The 14651-nt window shown below is 63.9% G+C and carries 13 protein-coding genes and 1 pseudogene; 8 read left to right on the top strand and 6 right to left on the bottom strand.

Features of this window, described 5'->3' with window-relative positions:
- Window positions 1-69 precede the first annotated feature (69 nt).
- Window positions 70-645 carry a metal-dependent hydrolase gene (locus ACERIM_RS16765; protein ID WP_373633527.1) on the bottom strand — a complete coding sequence of 192 codons (576 nt, stop codon included), beginning with the start codon at window positions 643-645 and terminating at the stop codon, window positions 70-72.
- A 559-nt stretch (window positions 646-1204) separates the two neighbouring features.
- On the opposite strand from ACERIM_RS16765, the gene ACERIM_RS16760 reads away from it, so the two are divergent.
- The 4 genes from ACERIM_RS16760 to ACERIM_RS16745 all read left to right on the top strand — a co-directional run bounded on the left by ACERIM_RS16760 (window position 1205) and on the right by ACERIM_RS16745 (window position 4686).
- Window positions 1205-1630, top strand: a complete 426-nt coding sequence (locus ACERIM_RS16760; protein WP_373633526.1) for a hypothetical protein — start codon at window positions 1205-1207, stop codon at window positions 1628-1630.
- Between the two features lie 563 nt (window positions 1631-2193).
- Window positions 2194-2475 (top strand): hypothetical protein, encoded by a 282-nt coding sequence (locus ACERIM_RS16755; RefSeq protein ID WP_049905996.1) that lies wholly within the window; start codon window positions 2194-2196, stop codon window positions 2473-2475.
- A 58-nt stretch (window positions 2476-2533) separates the two neighbouring features.
- Window positions 2534-3658: a DUF4350 domain-containing protein gene (locus ACERIM_RS16750; protein WP_373633525.1), complete on the top strand. Its 1125-nt coding sequence runs from the start codon at window positions 2534-2536 to the stop codon at window positions 3656-3658.
- Entirely contained in the window at window positions 3655-4686 is a 1032-nt protein-coding gene (locus ACERIM_RS16745; RefSeq protein ID WP_006650912.1) for a MoxR family ATPase, read from the top strand. The genes ACERIM_RS16750 and ACERIM_RS16745 overlap by 4 nt, the downstream gene beginning before the upstream one ends.
- Window positions 4687-4692: 6 nt before the next feature.
- Here the strand turns inward: ACERIM_RS16745 and ACERIM_RS16740 are convergent, their stop codons facing one another.
- From ACERIM_RS16740 to ACERIM_RS16730, 3 genes are read right to left on the bottom strand one after another with little or no spacing between them, the layout of a single operon-like run.
- Entirely contained in the window at window positions 4693-5619 is a 927-nt protein-coding gene (locus ACERIM_RS16740) for a hypothetical protein (protein WP_373633524.1), read from the bottom strand.
- Between the two features lie 3 nt (window positions 5620-5622).
- The gene (locus ACERIM_RS16735) at window positions 5623-6177 is read right to left on the bottom strand and encodes a hypothetical protein (RefSeq protein WP_373633523.1); all 555 of its coding nucleotides are present in this window, start codon (window positions 6175-6177) and stop codon (window positions 5623-5625) included.
- Window positions 6174-7673: a DUF58 domain-containing protein gene (locus tag ACERIM_RS16730; RefSeq protein WP_373633522.1), complete on the bottom strand. Its 1500-nt coding sequence runs from the start codon at window positions 7671-7673 to the stop codon at window positions 6174-6176. Before ACERIM_RS16730 ends, ACERIM_RS16735 begins: the two co-directional genes overlap by 4 nt.
- A gap of 230 nt (window positions 7674-7903) precedes the next feature.
- Between ACERIM_RS16730 and ACERIM_RS16725 the strand changes: the two genes are divergently transcribed.
- From ACERIM_RS16725 to ACERIM_RS16710, 4 genes are all read left to right on the top strand, one after another.
- Window positions 7904-9883, top strand: a complete 1980-nt coding sequence (locus ACERIM_RS16725; protein WP_172704606.1) for a hypothetical protein — start codon at window positions 7904-7906, stop codon at window positions 9881-9883.
- Window positions 9884-9996: 113 nt separating this feature from the next.
- Complete coding sequence (locus tag ACERIM_RS16720) at window positions 9997-11007, top strand: helix-turn-helix domain-containing protein (protein ID WP_373633521.1); 1011 nt, start codon at window positions 9997-9999, stop codon at window positions 11005-11007.
- 73 nt (window positions 11008-11080) lie between these two features.
- Complete coding sequence (locus ACERIM_RS16715; protein ID WP_373633520.1) at window positions 11081-12187, top strand: DUF1616 domain-containing protein; 1107 nt, start codon at window positions 11081-11083, stop codon at window positions 12185-12187.
- A 325-nt stretch (window positions 12188-12512) separates the two neighbouring features.
- Window positions 12513-13784 carry a glycosyltransferase family 2 protein gene (locus tag ACERIM_RS16710; protein WP_373633519.1) on the top strand — a complete coding sequence of 424 codons (1272 nt, stop codon included), beginning with the start codon at window positions 12513-12515 and terminating at the stop codon, window positions 13782-13784.
- 87 nt (window positions 13785-13871) lie between these two features.
- Here ACERIM_RS16710 and ACERIM_RS16705 read toward each other — a convergent pair.
- Together ACERIM_RS16705 and ACERIM_RS16700 are read right to left on the bottom strand one after the other, a co-directional pair.
- A pseudogene (locus ACERIM_RS16705) lies at window positions 13872-14033 on the bottom strand (nucleoside-diphosphate sugar epimerase); the annotation flags it as partial.
- 58 nt (window positions 14034-14091) lie between these two features.
- Complete coding sequence (locus ACERIM_RS16700; RefSeq protein ID WP_006650904.1) at window positions 14092-14256, bottom strand: HVO_A0556 family zinc finger protein; 165 nt, start codon at window positions 14254-14256, stop codon at window positions 14092-14094.
- Window positions 14257-14651: the final 395 nt, after the last annotated feature.

The raw sequence follows: 14651 nt of genomic DNA, 5'->3' as shown, positions 1-14651 counted from the left end.
GTCGTCAGAAACTGTTACAGTCGAACACTCGCGGTCGTTCTCGGACAGACTCGAGGAGCTGGTTTTGGCTCATCGTTTCGACCCGCTCAACCCGCGGTTTCCGGTGACACGCTCGAGAGCGCGGCGACCGTAGCCGAGACCGGGCGCGCCGTCACGATACCAGGCGAGGAACGCGATGCCAACGAGCCCCAACTGGACCCACTCGTACCACCCCATCGAGTACCGCAGGAAGCCGGCGAGAATACTTTCGGGACTCTGGTACTGTGGTGGCTCGAGGACGGGCCAGAACAGAAACGTCGTCGCCGACAGGTCTCGAGCGAGGATCGCCGTCGGCGGGATGTCGGCAACCAGATGCGAGGCGTGCCCGATCGCGAACGCCACTCCGGTCTCGGGGCGACCGAGACGGCGGGACAGACGGTAAGCCGCCGGGAGAAGCAACGCCGCGACGAAGATCGAATGCGCAAGCGTCCGCCCGCCCGGGAGGAATCCGAACGTCCACGCGGCCGGTTTGTCGATCAGGTCCGGAAACTGTGAGCCGATCGCGAGGGCGATCACCGGAAGCGCTCGCGGCGGCCGGCGGTCGCGTCGCCAGTGATAGCCCGTGTAGAGCAGGTACGCGACGGCGAGGTGTCCCCAGGGCCACATCGGGTCGGGTTTGCAGCGGGGCCGGCAAAGACATGTCGTTGTCGCCGGGCGGTTCGCTTTTCCAGTCGCCGTTGTCGAGGTGGTATCAAGCACGCCGAAGTTGCGGACCGGGAGTCAACATACTCGAGAGCGAGTTCCGAGAGATTGTACTCGGTCGGAGTCAACGCAGCGAAGCCGATATCGCTGGTAACGATCGTTGGTTCCCGCTCGCGATGTTCGAATGCGACGACGATGATCGAGATGTCTTTCGACTGAACGGCGGTAATTATGGTGAGGAGTTGTGATAGTGCATTAGTTTTATCAGATTATGTTCTTTGATTCCACTATGACACGTCGACGCGCTCTACTTGCAACGCTTGGGGCAGCAGGAGTGACTTCATTCGCTGGCTGTAGTTCCAGCCAAGACAATAGCCCCGGGAACGATAGCGACGGAAGTCCCAGTCAAGACAATAGCCCCGGGAGCGATAACGACGGAAGTTCCTCCGCGGCATCACTCGTGGAAGAGTATTACACAGCGGCTGCTAATGGAAATCTCGAACAAGCAGCTAGTTGTCTCTCAATGACGCAACTCGAGGGATCTGGAGACGGGATGTCGGTCGAGCAACTGACGGATACGATGCAGAACAATCGGGGGATGAGCCAAGAGGGGGTCGATGTTTCCCTCGGCGAATTTAACGAACTGTCCGTATCCGAGTTCGCCGCGTTCACGTTTTACGGCGAGAACGGCGAGCAGCGACAATTAGGGGAGGAACAAGTAGCTGAATCCGTGCCTGAAGCGGCGGCGTTTGGCGGCGACGAAGAACAGATCACTCTGGTCCACCACACCGGCGGCTTTATACCGGAGATCTGGGTTCCATACCAACCGACCGAGGAACCCACTGATGGTTGGGGTGAGGTAATCGTCTACGTTGGGTCGTTTGAGGGCGAACCGTTCATTATCGGCGATTTCAAATCATACACTGACTTAAAAGTGGCTGCGGAGTGATGTCTGTGACATCCTCCCCACGCTAAAGGGCGGGGCTTCCCGAACCGCACAAGTGGCGGTTCCCGTCAATTCGGAAGGTTGGGAATCTAAGGTTTGCGACCGACGGCGCTGGCTCTGCCACGAAGCCGTTACTCTTACCGTGTTGACGGCTTGGAGGTATCTTGTTTTGTGTCGGTCGGCGCGGTCGGCTCACTTGTTTGATTTCGGCTCTCGCCGTGGCAAACACCGAGTCAACTGCCAGTTTCCCGCGCACAGTCCACAATACACCGCGTGGGACTGTGAAACTGCCGATTCACACGAAAGACAGACGATGACGGCGCTGTATCCCCGCCCTGAAGGACGGGGTTTTAGCGCCTGCAATTCAGATAATGTTATCCGAAAACAGTGAACAGGCTCGTGATTACCGGGTTGGGAGTATGCGTCTTTCTAATATGATCAACTCTCACCGCGAGTCCCATTGAAACCAGTCCAATCGAAGAGGTATCTCGAGGTCGCGAGGGAGAGCATCGAGTTCGTCGAGAGTGCGCTACGTTTAGGTAGCCTGCGGTGGCTCGTTGACGTAGATGCCAACGCAGCGTCGGATGCAGTTCGTTCGCGGGAACGTCGCGTGGATGGTCGGGACGGTCCTCGTCCTCGCCCTCCTGAACGCGCTCTCGTACGAACTGGTGTTCGTCTGCTCGCTGATCGGGTTCCTCGTCGTCACGGAGCTGACGGCCCCGTTCAACGTCACGCCGACGTGGCGACGCCGGCTCCGGTGGCTCATCGCGGTCGGACTCGTCGGCTTCGCGATCATCGTCGTACGGCGGATCCTCGAGATTCTTCCGCCGGAGGTCATTCCCGTATGACCCAGCAACGCATCCGCTCTCGAGAGTGGTCGATCACTTACCGTCCGGGGGTATCACGATGAGCTGGCACGGTGGCGTCCTCGGCGACGGGGACGGCGTCGAGTGGCCGCGCGTTCTCCTGCTCGCACTCGCTGTCACCGTCGTCGTCGCGCTCGGCACCGCCGCCGCGACATCGTCGACTGCGTTCGGCCCCTATAATCCGTCCTGGGACGGCTCGTCCGATTTCCGCCAGGACGTCGAGACCGACTCGACCGTCGAGCGTCATCTCGTCCGCGACACCGCACAGTACGACCGCGTGCCGGCCAACGACACGGTCGCGTTCGTGATCGCGCCGGACGAACGCTACGACGGGGCCGACGCCGAGCGCGTCCGCGAGTTCGTCGCCGACGGTGGGACGCTCGTCGTCCTCGAGAACTTCGGCGACTCGGGGAACGCGCTGTTGTCCACGGTCGGTGCCGAGGCGCGGGCCGACGGCCAGCTCTTGCGGGACGAACGTAACCACTTCCGCGGGCCGACGATGCCGGTCGCGACGAACGTCACGGATCACCGGTCCACGACCGGCGTCGATCAGTTGACGCTTAACTACGCGACGGCAGTCGAGCCCGGAAACGCGACTGTACTCGTCGGAACCAGTGAGTTCGCCTATCTCGGACCCGAAGATGACGATCTGGACGAGCAGGACGATCTCCGCTCGTATCCGGTCGCAACGGTCGAGAACGTGAGCGAGGGCCAGGTCGTTGTCGTCGGTGATCCGAGCATCAGTATCAACGCGATGTACGACGAACCCGACAACACCGCGTTCGTGCGCGGCTTATACGCCGACGCCGATCACGTGATCATCGACCGGTCCCACGACGCTGCGGTCCCGCCGCTGACTGCCACATTGCTGACGATCCGAAACTCGCCGCTGTTACAGTTGCTCGTCGGGGCTCTCAGTATCGGGCTCGTGGGGCTCCTCTCCCGGTCCCGGACTCGCTCCCCGCTCGAGACCGTCCGATCCCGGTTGCCGATGCAATCGCAGCCTTCGGATGACCGTGACAGCACGTCCGGGGCTCCCGGTCTGTCCGACACCGAGCGGGCCGAATACCTCCGTCGGCGCTATCCCGAGTGGGACGCGGAACGGGTTCAGCGCGTGATAACAGCCCTTAACCATCCGCGTTCGGAAGATAACACAGACGAATGAGCGGCACCACCGATCCGGCCGACGGGACGAGCGGCGATCCCGAGGCCGTCTACGAGAAGCTGCAGGCCGAAATCGGCCGCGTCCTCATCGGGAACAACGACGGCGTCGAGTACCTGACGATCGCCCTCCTGACCCGCGGCCACATCCTGCTCGAGGGCGTGCCCGGAATCGCCAAGACGACGCTTGCGAACCTCTTCGCGCGGACGTCCGGGCTCGATTTCAACCGGATCCAGATGACGCCGGATACCCTCCCTGCCGACATCACGGGGACGCACATCTATCGACAGGGTGCGGAGTCGTTCGAACTCCAGCGCGGCCCCGTCTTCGCCAATCTCGTCGTCGCTGACGAGATCAATCGCGCGACGCCGAAGACTCAGAGCGCGCTGCTCGAGGCGATGCAAGAGCGACGCGTGACGATCGAGGGCGAGACGCTCGCGTTGCCGGACCCGTTCATGGTCGTCGCGACCCAGAACCCGATCGAATCGGAAGGCGTCTTTCAGCTTCCGGAAGCGCAACGCGATCGCTTCCAGTTCAAACTGACGCTTGACCTTCCGAGTCGGTCGGACGAGCGCGAACTCCTCGATCGGTTCGACGAGAACCCGGATCTCGGCCCCGAGGAAGTCGACCAAGTCGTCGATCCCAAGCAGCTCGTCGCTGCCCGCGAAACCGTTCAGACGGTCCACGTCGCGCCGGCCGTCAAGGAGTACGCACTCGATCTGGTCGCCGCGACTCGAGACCACGCCGATGTCGCTCACGGTGCCTCGCCGCGTGCGACACTCGCGTTTCTCAACGGTGCCAAAGCACGGGCCGCGATTCGCGGGCGTGACTACGCGATCCCCGACGACGTGAAATCGATGGCCGAGCCGGTGTTACGCCACCGACTCGTGTTGAATACTGATGCGGACTTGAGCGACGTCGATCCCGTCGCGGTCGTCGCGGACATCGTCGACGCGATCGAGCCCCCGAGCGCCGATACGGGTCGGACGTTCGATTCGGCTGCAGCGAGCGACGGTGGCAACGTCGAGTGAAGCCTGCTACTCTCCGCTGTCCTCACGCACACCAGTCTCGCGGTCAGTCGTCTCCGCCAGTTGCCGTTCGTCGGCACCGAAATCCCACCGGCAGGTGACCAGCCAGTCCGACCGATCGTCGCCAGCCGCGACTTCGAGTCGGATCGGGCGCTCGAGACCGGTCCCGAAACCGACTGCGAGAAACGAGGCGATGGGGTGGTCGAACCGATCGACTGCACCAAACGCGCTGTCGACGATTGCGACGGTGACGCGTCCGCTTGCGGCGTCGACGTCCGATTTGGCACTGTCCGCGAGTTCGAACTGCTCGACGAGCCCGTCCGTCAACTGCGTCGCGAGCGGTTCGGGCGTAGTCGCGAGTTCGCCGGAGAGTGCCCGCTCGAACGACTCGAACAGCGCTGCCCCGGTCGGCTCGAGGACGAGGCCGCGATGATCGGGCTCGGTTACGATCGGCCCGCTGCGTTCGGCGATATCGGGCAACTCGCCGGGCGTTCCTTGGGGGACGTACAGACGCATCCCTTCGGCGCTGCCGGTCGGGAGGTAGATGCGGTCGTCAGCCAGGCCGAGTTCCGCGGCGATCGCTGCCTCGTTCGTTGCCATCGCAGCGTAGATCCGTTCACCGACGCCCGCGGCGACGAACGTCTCGGGGGTCACGTAGTAGGTGAGGACGCCACCGAACAGACCCACCGCAGCGAGCGCAAAGAGGACATCACGGGCGTCGGGGAAGAGGAGACCGGCGAGGCCTGCGAGAACCCCGACGAGCGCTAATCCCGCCGCAGTACGACGGTATTGTGAGTGGCGAGCGCGAGCGTACTCGGATCGCAGTCGCTCGTTTTCGGCTTCGAGGAGTTCCGCTCGCGCTGCGAGTTCGAGTCGGTCCCCATCGTCTTCATCGGCTCGATCAGCGTCCATCTCGGTCCTGTCGGCATCACTCATAGCTCAGTCATCCTCGGTCTGTCGCTGGGTGTCCGTCCCGACGGGTTCGGGAATCGATTCGTCGGCCGTCGACCGGTTTCGTCCGTCGTCGGCGGGAACGAGCCCGAGGCGAACGACCTCGAGTCGGTGCAGGGCGTACGCGGCGATCGCGAGGCAACCGAGTATCGTCAGCGCCGCGAGAGCGGTCGACTGCGAGTCGACGACGAGCCACGCGATGCCTGCGATCACGAGCGTACTCGCGAGTGCGACGCCAACGAGGGTGATCGGGTTCGTCGTCCGTCGAAGTGGGGCGAGCAAAACGGCGACGAACGCGGCTTCGACGACGACGATCGAGATCGGATCGATCCCGATCGGGGCGATCGCGGCGAGTGCGACGTGGCCGAGCGCGAACGCGTACGGTGCCCCGAACAGGTAGCCGACGAGCGCGGTCGCTGTCCCCGCGAGGATACCGATCGGGCCCGAGACGATGCCGAATCCGACGATGATAGCTCCGAGCGCGGCGCCGCTCACCCAGTCGCGGCCGCCTGCTGCCGGTCGCGTGTCGATCCGAACGCTCATGCGCGCCCCCCAGTTGATCGCCCTGCGTCGAGAATCGCTGCCAGTCGATCTGCTGGTCCCACCTCGAGAGCCGTCACGTTATCGAACGTCGCGAGTTCGCGTCGAAACTCCTCGAACGAGACGTATCTGTCGTAGGCGCGTTCGATGTCCGCCAGTCCGCCGGGTTCGTACAGGACCGTCGGCGCGAGCAAGACCATAACGTTGCCTCGCCGCCGTGCGAACGATACCGTCTCGCGGAGTTCCGCCGGCCGCGAATCGTCCGTGCAGATGACGGTCCAGAGCCGCCCCTGTGCGTTCGTCACGCCCGTTCGGACGGCGTCGTACAACGGATCCTTGCTCGCTTGCTCGCGGTACACCTGCCGATCGGCATAGAACGGGCGAAGCGTCCGCGAAAACGCGTCGTCCCCCTTCTCGAGATCGCCGAACGACTGCTGGGCGTCCGCGGGGGAAGCCGCGTTCGGCTTCTGCCCACGAATCCGTGACGGCGACCTGTCCGCAGGGCGGGGCGGTGACGAGAGCCCGTCTCGACCGGAGACGGCTGTCGCGGGCGGCTCACTCGTCGCTGTCGGCTCGAGGTCGAGCAGTTGGCGACGAATCGTCCCGTGGGTAACCGCTGGCGATGCCAGTCCGGTTCGGCCCGTGATCCCCCCGTCACCGACCGTCACCAGTCCGAGCGGGTCGTTGAGACGGCGTGCGGTCCCCGCGATCGACAGCGCGACCTCACGGAGCGAATCGAGTTTCGCCTCGGTCCGTGCGCCGGTACCGAGCGCTGCGCGGTGGTCGACGACGAGGAGGGTCCGCCGGTCGGTTTCAGCCTCGTACTCGCGGACGTACGGCGTGCCGTACCGGGCGGTCGCTTTCCAGGCGATTTGCTTTCCGGTATCGCCCGGAACGTACTCGCGCAGTTCGGCCAGTTCGATCCCCGATCCCGACCGCTCGGTCCCGTGAGTGCCGTACGAGGCAGCGATACGATCGCCACCCTCGCCGACGTGAAGCGTTCTGGGGGTAGGCGGTTCGACCGTCACCGTCGGTGTCGGCCCCGTCGTGATCGTCTCACGGAACAGCCCGTCCGTCGCCGTAACGGTGGCGGCATCGAACGCGTGGCGACCGGCGACGGGCCAGGTGACCGTCCGCGTCCGGTCCGTTCGTTCGGTACCGGGCTCGAGGGTCACCGAGATCGGCTCGGTCGTCCTCGCCCCGACCGGGAGTCCGGCGGTGATCTCGAGGGTCAACGCCGTCTCGGTCTCGCGCGTCGCGGTGAGCGTAACCGGGATCTCACTTTCGGTGTGGACGGTCGTCTGTGCGGGCGATTGCACGATCGACAGAGTGTCGGTCGTTTGTTCGAGATCGCGAAGGAAGCGATACTGCTGGGTTAGCAGCCACGCACCGACGAGGACTGCGCCGCCGAGGACGACCGGGCGTGCGAACACCACCGCGAGGACGGCGAGCACGACGGCCAGTGCGGCGACCGTCCAGCCCCGGCGCGTGGGATGCATATCTCGACAGATTTCGCTGAGCGAGTTGAAAGTACTGATTCCGCCAGCCGAGACGCTCCAAACAGCTCGCCCTCTCGAGAGAGAATACCTTATTGGGATGCGTTGCGAACTGATCGGCCGTGAACACTGTCGGCAGTCGCGCCCTCGTGCTGGCTCTTTCCGTCACCGTTCTGGTGATTATCGGCGGAGTCGTTCCAATGGGCGCGGCCACTGCCGTTTCGGACGGTGATATGCAGCAGCGCGTCGCGGTCCAGCAAAACGATTCGGCCGAGGAACGAAACGAGACGCCATCGCATCAAAACCCCGATGAGTATTCCGAGGACGGCGACCTCGAGGGCGTCGAACGCTGGCTGTCGAATCGCCTGTCGTCTCAACTCGGTGAGAGCGCGATCCAGTTGAGCGAGGGCGAGTACGAACTCGCGAGCGAATACGTCGGTGACGAGTACCGCGACCGGCTCGAGCAGTACGTCGACGTCGCCGGCCAGACCGACGGGGAGAGCAACGAAGAGACGTTCGAGGAGACCGGTGAGCAACAGGCGCGGTTGGCCGAAGCCGTCCAGGAGTATCGCGCCACCAAAGCGGAGTACGACGCGGCTCGACAGGACGGTAACGAGGAGCGCGCCCGCGAACTCGCCCGCGAACTCGAGTCGCTGGCCGACGAGATCGAGTCGCTCGGGGGCTCCGTTCGCGAGGGGTATGCCGACATCGAGACGGAGACGGGGACTGACCTCTCCGAGCCGGACGCCGCGATCGAAAACGTCACTGACGAAATCGAGTCCGAACAGGCCGTCGTTCGCGAACTGGAGTTCGAGGAGACGGTCCTGTCTCTTACGACCGAGCGCGAGACGATCTCGTTCCGCGACCCGCTGGTCGCAACTGGGGAGCTGCGGACGCTCGACGGGAGTCCGATCGCGAACGAAGAGGTTAGACTCGATATCGGCAACCACACCGAACGGGTCACGACCGACGCGGACGGCGGGTTCACCCTCGAGTACCGCCCGACCGACGAGTCGCTCTCGACCGACGAACTCGACATCGAGTACGTTCCCGACACCCAGTCGATCTATCTGGGCAACGAAACGACAGTCGACGTCTCGATCGAGCAGGTCGAACCGACGCTCGTACTGGAGGAGACGCCGAGCGAGGTGGCGTACGGCGAACGACACACCGTTACGGGTGAGTTGATAGTCGACGGTCAGCCGGTCGATAGCGTCCCGGTTTGGGTTTCCCTCGGCGGCCAACGGCTCGAGACGGCATCAGTCAGAAACGGGGTGTTCGGTTCGTCGAGCCCGATTCCGGCGGCTGTCGAAGACGGGGACCGAGAACTAAGCGTTCGGCTTCCTTTCGAGGAGCAAGCACTCGCCGGAACGGTTACGACGACGACCGTGACAGTTCGCGAGACGCGGAGTACGATCGCGATAGACGAAACGTCGGCCAGCGGGCAGGAGGTCACGGTCAATGGGTCGTTCGCCACCGTCGACGGGGACGGTGTTCGAGGGGAGTCCATACGGATCCGGATCGACGGGTCGACCGTCGATACCGTCACGACCGCGGCCGGCGGCTCGTTCGGGACGACGGTGTCCGCTCCGAGTTCGAGCGGCGGCGACGTGACAGTCGCCGCGGTTTACACAGGTGATGGGTCGAACCTCGAGGCGACCAGGGCCGAAACCACTGTGGCAATCGATGGCTCGACATCACGGATTCCGACGCCAGCCCTGCTTGCGCTCGGCTTCGCCGCGGTCATTGCGGCCGGGGTCGGCCTCTGGTGGATCCGTCGCTCGGACGAGGGCGCGTCGCCTGATAGTTCGGCGGGCGATCAGGGGACCGTCGCCGGAGAACGGGCACCCGCCGATCGATCGACCGGGTCCGCAACGAATCCGGTAGAACCCCTGCTCGAGCGGGCGGCCGAGCAACTCGCGGCCGGTCGACCGGACGACGCTGCACGAACGAGTTACGCCGCCGCTCGCCGTGCGCTGGCGTCTCGGATCGACGGGCAGGAGTCGCTGACTCACTGGGAGTTCTATCACACATACCGCGGTGCCGATGCGGCGGAGACGGACTTGCTTCGCGCCGTCACTCAGGGATACGAACGTGCTGTCTTCGACTCCGACACCGTTCCGGAGACGGAGTCGGCGGCTATCCTCGAGAAGGCGCGCCGATTGTGCGGTCTCGGCGAGTCGTCGGACGAGAACATCTCTGCCGATGACTAGACGGTCAGCTACTAGGAAAAGACTTACATGCTTGATTAAGTTTATTGTCGCAGTGCAAAAAGGTATATGACAACGGATGGGGGAGAACAACCCCGTGAAACCGGAGGGGGCGTATGAGTGATACACGAACACCGAACACCCCAAAAGGGAACGAACGAAACCGGCATCACCCGCGAGCGGTCGTCCACAAGCGAATTCTCTCGGTCGCGGAATCGCGCCCGGGGGCATCGATGGAAGAAATCGCCGATGATGTTACCGGTGCAACGACATCGCTGGTCGAACAGGTGCTTTCCGAGTACGGCGATCCCGCAGGGGATGACCCAGCCTCGGGAACCGATACGGCAGCGGCGGCAGACACTGATTCCGGCTCGACGACAGACGCGAACGAGACGTCCGATGACGAAGCTATGAGCGGCGATTCGACCGAGTTCGATGGCCTGACCGAGGTCACCGAAAAACAGCGGGAGACCCTGCGGGAAATCCGCGAGCGACCGGACGCGACACAGGCCGAACTCGCCGAGCGCCTCGGCGTCACCAGCGCGACCATCAGCCAGCGGGTCAACGGCATCGACGGATTCGACTGGAGCGACAGGCAGGCATTCGTCGAGCGGTTTTTCGAGAAGGCCGAGACCGACGCGGACGACTCCACACCCGGCGACCCGTCAGTCGACCACGATCCCGAAAGCGTCGCTGACGGACATCGATCGGAACCGGACCCGGCCGACCCGGCACTCGGTGACGGCGGTAACACCGATGGGGACGCGGCGTTCGAGACTGCGGAACCGTCCGCGGGGAACGCCCTGCCGTCCGAGAAACGAGACGACGACGCTTCGGACGGCACCGACCGCGAGGACCGGGACGCGACTCCCCCGACTCGAGCGAGCGCGAGCGGCCGATCGGACACGGATCTCGCGGAGTGTCTCGGCACGCTCACGGCCCGCATCGAGTCGCTCGAGCAACGGATGGGCACGTCCCGGTCGGTCGATCCGGACCTCGCACGGAAGGTCCTCCGTGCGTGTTTCGAGTCCGAGCAGATTTCGGCCGATGAGGAAGTACAGGTGGTAGAGCGAATCCTCGAAGCGGACACGCGGGCGAACGTGTCGCTCGACTCGAGCGACCGCTAGCCGCGGATCGAGACGGCCATCGGCGGGGTGTTTTCGGACCGTTTTTACCGCCGTCCCCGATACTAGCGGGTGAATGGTCGCTTCCCGGTCGATGTGGCTTCTCATCCCGCGGCCGATCAGGCAGTTGCCGGCCGATCTCGCTGCGGTTGCCGCGTTCGTCGTCGCGACGAACGTGGCCGTGTTCGCCCCGATCATTCGGGAGACGCCGCTGCGCGTGGCGCTCGGACTCGTCTTCGTTCTCTTCGCTCCGGGATACGCGTTCATCGCAGCGCTGTTTCCCGAGGCCGGCGAGGAAACGGCTCCTGATACGGACGGAGACGAGACGGCGGACTCGGACGGCTGGTCCGACTCACTCGCCTCTCGGGACGGGATCGACGGCATCGAGCGCGTCGCGCTCTCGTTCGGCCTCAGTATCGCGATCGTCCCCCTCATCGGGCTCGTACTGAATTTTACCCCCTGGGGGATTCGCCTCGTTCCGATCGCGGTGGCGGTCAGCGGCTTTACGCTCGCGTCGACGGCCATAGCTGCCACCCGCCGCTGGGAGCTGCCGGCCGAGGACCGCTTTCGGGTCCCCTACCGCGAGTGGTACGCCGCCGGCCGCGCGGAGTTGCTCGAGCCCGACACGCGCGCCGACGCCGCACTGAACGTCCTGCTCGTGCTGTCGGTCTGTCTGGCCGTCGGGAGCGTGGGGTATGCGGTGCTGGTCCCACCGTCCGGCGAGCAATTCTCGGCGATCTATCTGCTGACCGAAGACGACGACGGCGACCTGGTCGCCGACGACTACCCCACGGAGTTCACGCAGGGGGAGAGTCAGGAACTGATCGTCGGGATCGACAACCACGAACACGAGACGACGGACTATACGGTGGTGGTCCTCGAGCAAGACGTCGAGGTGATCGGCAACGAGACGGGCGACGGGAACGCGACGGTCAACGACACCGTCGTCCGCGAGCAGCGCGAACTCGACCGGTTCAGTACGACGATCGCACACAACGAGAGCTGGCACCACGAGTACGACCTCGAGCCGACGATGGTCGGCGAGGAGCAGCGTATCGTCTGGCTGCTCTTCCCCGGCGGTGACGTGCCGGCCGAGCCGTCGATGAACGACACCGAGTACTCCGTCCACCTCTGGGTCGATGTCGCTGCGTCCTCGAACTCGAGCGCTCCGAGTGGTGGCTAACTCGCACCGGACTGCAGTTTGGCGTTTCTCGTTCGTTCCGTGACTCTCTCTCGGCGAATCCGATTCAAAATGGATACGACCGATGTCATCTCCGCCCTAGCAATGGCGGTCCGTTCACCTATCGGCGCTCCTGCAACGATTCACACACCGATCGCAACGCTGTCCCGCGATCGGGTGCGCAGTGACTTTCAGGAGCTACTATAATACCGAACGTTTATTCAGGGGTTTCCAGTATAGCGTATCACCAACAGATATGGGGGCCGACAGAAATACCTGATATGAACGTGACTACCCGACCGGTTTCCGACTGTGAGAGACGACTACTATGAGTACATCAAAAGAGAGCGAACAGCAGCACTCGTCGGCACAGGAGTCGACACAGCAGCGACTGGACGACGACTCTGAGCCGGACCCGGGCCGCTACGAGCGTGGAGGCGATCGCGAGGCCGACGACTTGCTGCTCGGCCCCGACAGCGAGCAGACGCCGGCCCTGAGCATCGTTATGCCGACGCTCAACGAAGAGGCGGGCATCGCCGAGTGTATCGGTCGCGCGAAAACGGCGATCAACGACCTCGGCATGACCGCCGAGATCCTTCTCAGCGACAGTTCGACCGATCGGACGCCCGAGATCGGGCGGGACCTAGGCGCGATCGTCTACGAACCCGACCAACCCGGCTACGGCTACGCCTACCGGTACGCGTTCGATCGCGCTCGCGGCGAGTACATCGTCATGGGCGATGCCGACACGACGTACGACTTCGAACAGATCCCGCGCCTGCTGGCTCACCTTCAGGAGTACGACGCCGACATGGTGATGGGGAGCCGGCTCGAGGGCGAAATCAAGCCTGGCGCGATGCCGTCGCTCCACCAATACGTCGGGAACCCGCTGCTGACCAAGTTTCTGAACGCCTTCTACGGCGCGGGTGTGAGCGACGCCCACAGCGGCTTCCGGATCTTCACGCGGGAGGCCTACGAGACGATGGACCTCGAGACGACCGGGATGGAGTTCGCGTCGGAGATGATCATGGAAGCCGGCGCGAAGGACCTCGACATCGTGGAGACGCCGATCGTCTACCACGAACGCGAGGGGGAAGAGACCCTCGACAGTTTCAGCGACGGCTGGCGGCACGTCCGGTTCATGCTCGTAAACGCCCCCGGCTACCTGTTCTCGGTCCCGGGACTCCTGCTCGGTCTCGCCGGGCTGGCCGTGATGGGAATCGCCTACACCAGTGTATCGATTGGCGGCGTGACTCTCGGGACTCATTCGATGATCGCCGGCAGCCTGCTGACGATCGTCGGCTATCAGGTCGGTAGCCTCGGCGTCTTCGCGACCGTCGCGAGCGATCCCATCCAGAAACCGACCGATCCGATCACCGAGCGCGTAACGACGTCGCTGTCTCTCGAACACGGCGCGACGGCCGGACTCGTGCTGTTCGGCGTCGGTGGGCTCTACGCGGCCGCGCTGGTCTACCAGTGGGTCACGAACGGGTTCGCGTCGCTCGAGTTCACGATGGGGTCGCTCGTCGCGTTCACGGCGATCGTCATCGGCCTCCAGACCGTGTTCTCGTCCTTTTTCCTGAGCGCGATCAATCGGTAACGATCGTTCGCTCCCGTTCTCTTCGAACAAACCACTAGTAGCTGGCGGCACGATCTAGTCCCGCTAGAAAAATCCGGCCGGCTGCGACTAGTAGGGCTCGCAGACCCGCTCGATGCCCTCCTCGAGATCGATGTCCGGCTCCCAGCCGGTCTCTGTACATCTTGCTCGAGTCGGCACAGGTCTCGTGGACGTAGACGTCTTCGGGAACGGGAGTTGCGCGTATTCGGGCTCGATGTCGGTGCCAACTTCCGTGCGGTTATCGAATCGGCAGCGTCTGTCTTTCGTCCAGAAAAGAAAACGGCCGGTATTACCAGAATTGCGCGCCGGGTGTCTCACACGAATCGCAGATGACGGCCGTGTTCCCCTTGTAATCCCCTCGAACGAGTTCCCCGTCGTCGCAGAACGTACAGTTCGTTCCCTCGAGTGCGTCGACCGGCGAGTTCTCGGCGGCTTCATGTTCCTGCTGTTGCATATCACGTAAGCTGTTCTCTCACACCATAATAAACCCTCTGCCACCGAGGACGAAACCGGCAGCCGTGAGGCGGTTCACCTGCACCGTTACTAGTGACGCTCGGACGCGGGGGACGGCTGCTATCGGGCGGCAGGCTCTGAGTCTTACTCGTCGGTACTCGAGCGGTCCGAGACGCTCCATCAGTCCGGGAGGCTGGCTCGCGTTCTGTTGGGACAGTCGGTCCGTCCGGCCGTTCGGAAACGGCGACGGCAGGTATCGGGCTGTGTGAGCCAGCCGACCGCGACCCACGCACCCGTTCGAGGCCACCGGACCGATGGCCGTGTGGGAGCGTCCGACGAACCCACGGAAAGGCTCGGGGCTCGACCCCGAGTCGGCTCGCTCGAAGCGCTTCGGCG

It is taken from the genome of Natrinema sp. H-ect1, from assembly GCF_041821105.1.
Taxonomy (GTDB): domain Archaea; phylum Halobacteriota; class Halobacteria; order Halobacteriales; family Natrialbaceae; genus Natrinema; species Natrinema thermotolerans.
The sequence above is the reverse complement of the archived record's forward strand: the minus strand, read 5'-3'. Positions and strand labels throughout refer to the sequence as shown.

Coding starts and splice junctions, on each gene's coding strand:
- ACERIM_RS16765 (WP_373633527.1), bottom strand. CDS start 645: ATGTGGCCCTGGGGACACCTCGCCGTCGCGTACCTGCTCTACACGGGC.
- ACERIM_RS16760 (WP_373633526.1), top strand. CDS start 1,205: ATGACGCAACTCGAGGGATCTGGAGACGGGATGTCGGTCGAGCAACTG.
- ACERIM_RS16755 (WP_049905996.1), top strand. CDS start 2,194: ATGCCAACGCAGCGTCGGATGCAGTTCGTTCGCGGGAACGTCGCGTGG.
- ACERIM_RS16750 (WP_373633525.1), top strand. CDS start 2,534: ATGAGCTGGCACGGTGGCGTCCTCGGCGACGGGGACGGCGTCGAGTGG.
- ACERIM_RS16745 (WP_006650912.1), top strand. CDS start 3,655: ATGAGCGGCACCACCGATCCGGCCGACGGGACGAGCGGCGATCCCGAG.
- ACERIM_RS16740 (WP_373633524.1), bottom strand. CDS start 5,619: ATGAGTGATGCCGACAGGACCGAGATGGACGCTGATCGAGCCGATGAA.
- ACERIM_RS16735 (WP_373633523.1), bottom strand. CDS start 6,177: ATGAGCGTTCGGATCGACACGCGACCGGCAGCAGGCGGCCGCGACTGG.
- ACERIM_RS16730 (WP_373633522.1), bottom strand. CDS start 7,673: ATGCATCCCACGCGCCGGGGCTGGACGGTCGCCGCACTGGCCGTCGTG.
- ACERIM_RS16725 (WP_172704606.1), top strand. CDS start 7,904: ATGCAGCAGCGCGTCGCGGTCCAGCAAAACGATTCGGCCGAGGAACGA.
- ACERIM_RS16720 (WP_373633521.1), top strand. CDS start 9,997: ATGAGTGATACACGAACACCGAACACCCCAAAAGGGAACGAACGAAAC.
- ACERIM_RS16715 (WP_373633520.1), top strand. CDS start 11,081: ATGGTCGCTTCCCGGTCGATGTGGCTTCTCATCCCGCGGCCGATCAGG.
- ACERIM_RS16710 (WP_373633519.1), top strand. CDS start 12,513: ATGAGTACATCAAAAGAGAGCGAACAGCAGCACTCGTCGGCACAGGAG.
- ACERIM_RS16700 (WP_006650904.1), bottom strand. CDS start 14,256: ATGCAACAGCAGGAACATGAAGCCGCCGAGAACTCGCCGGTCGACGCA.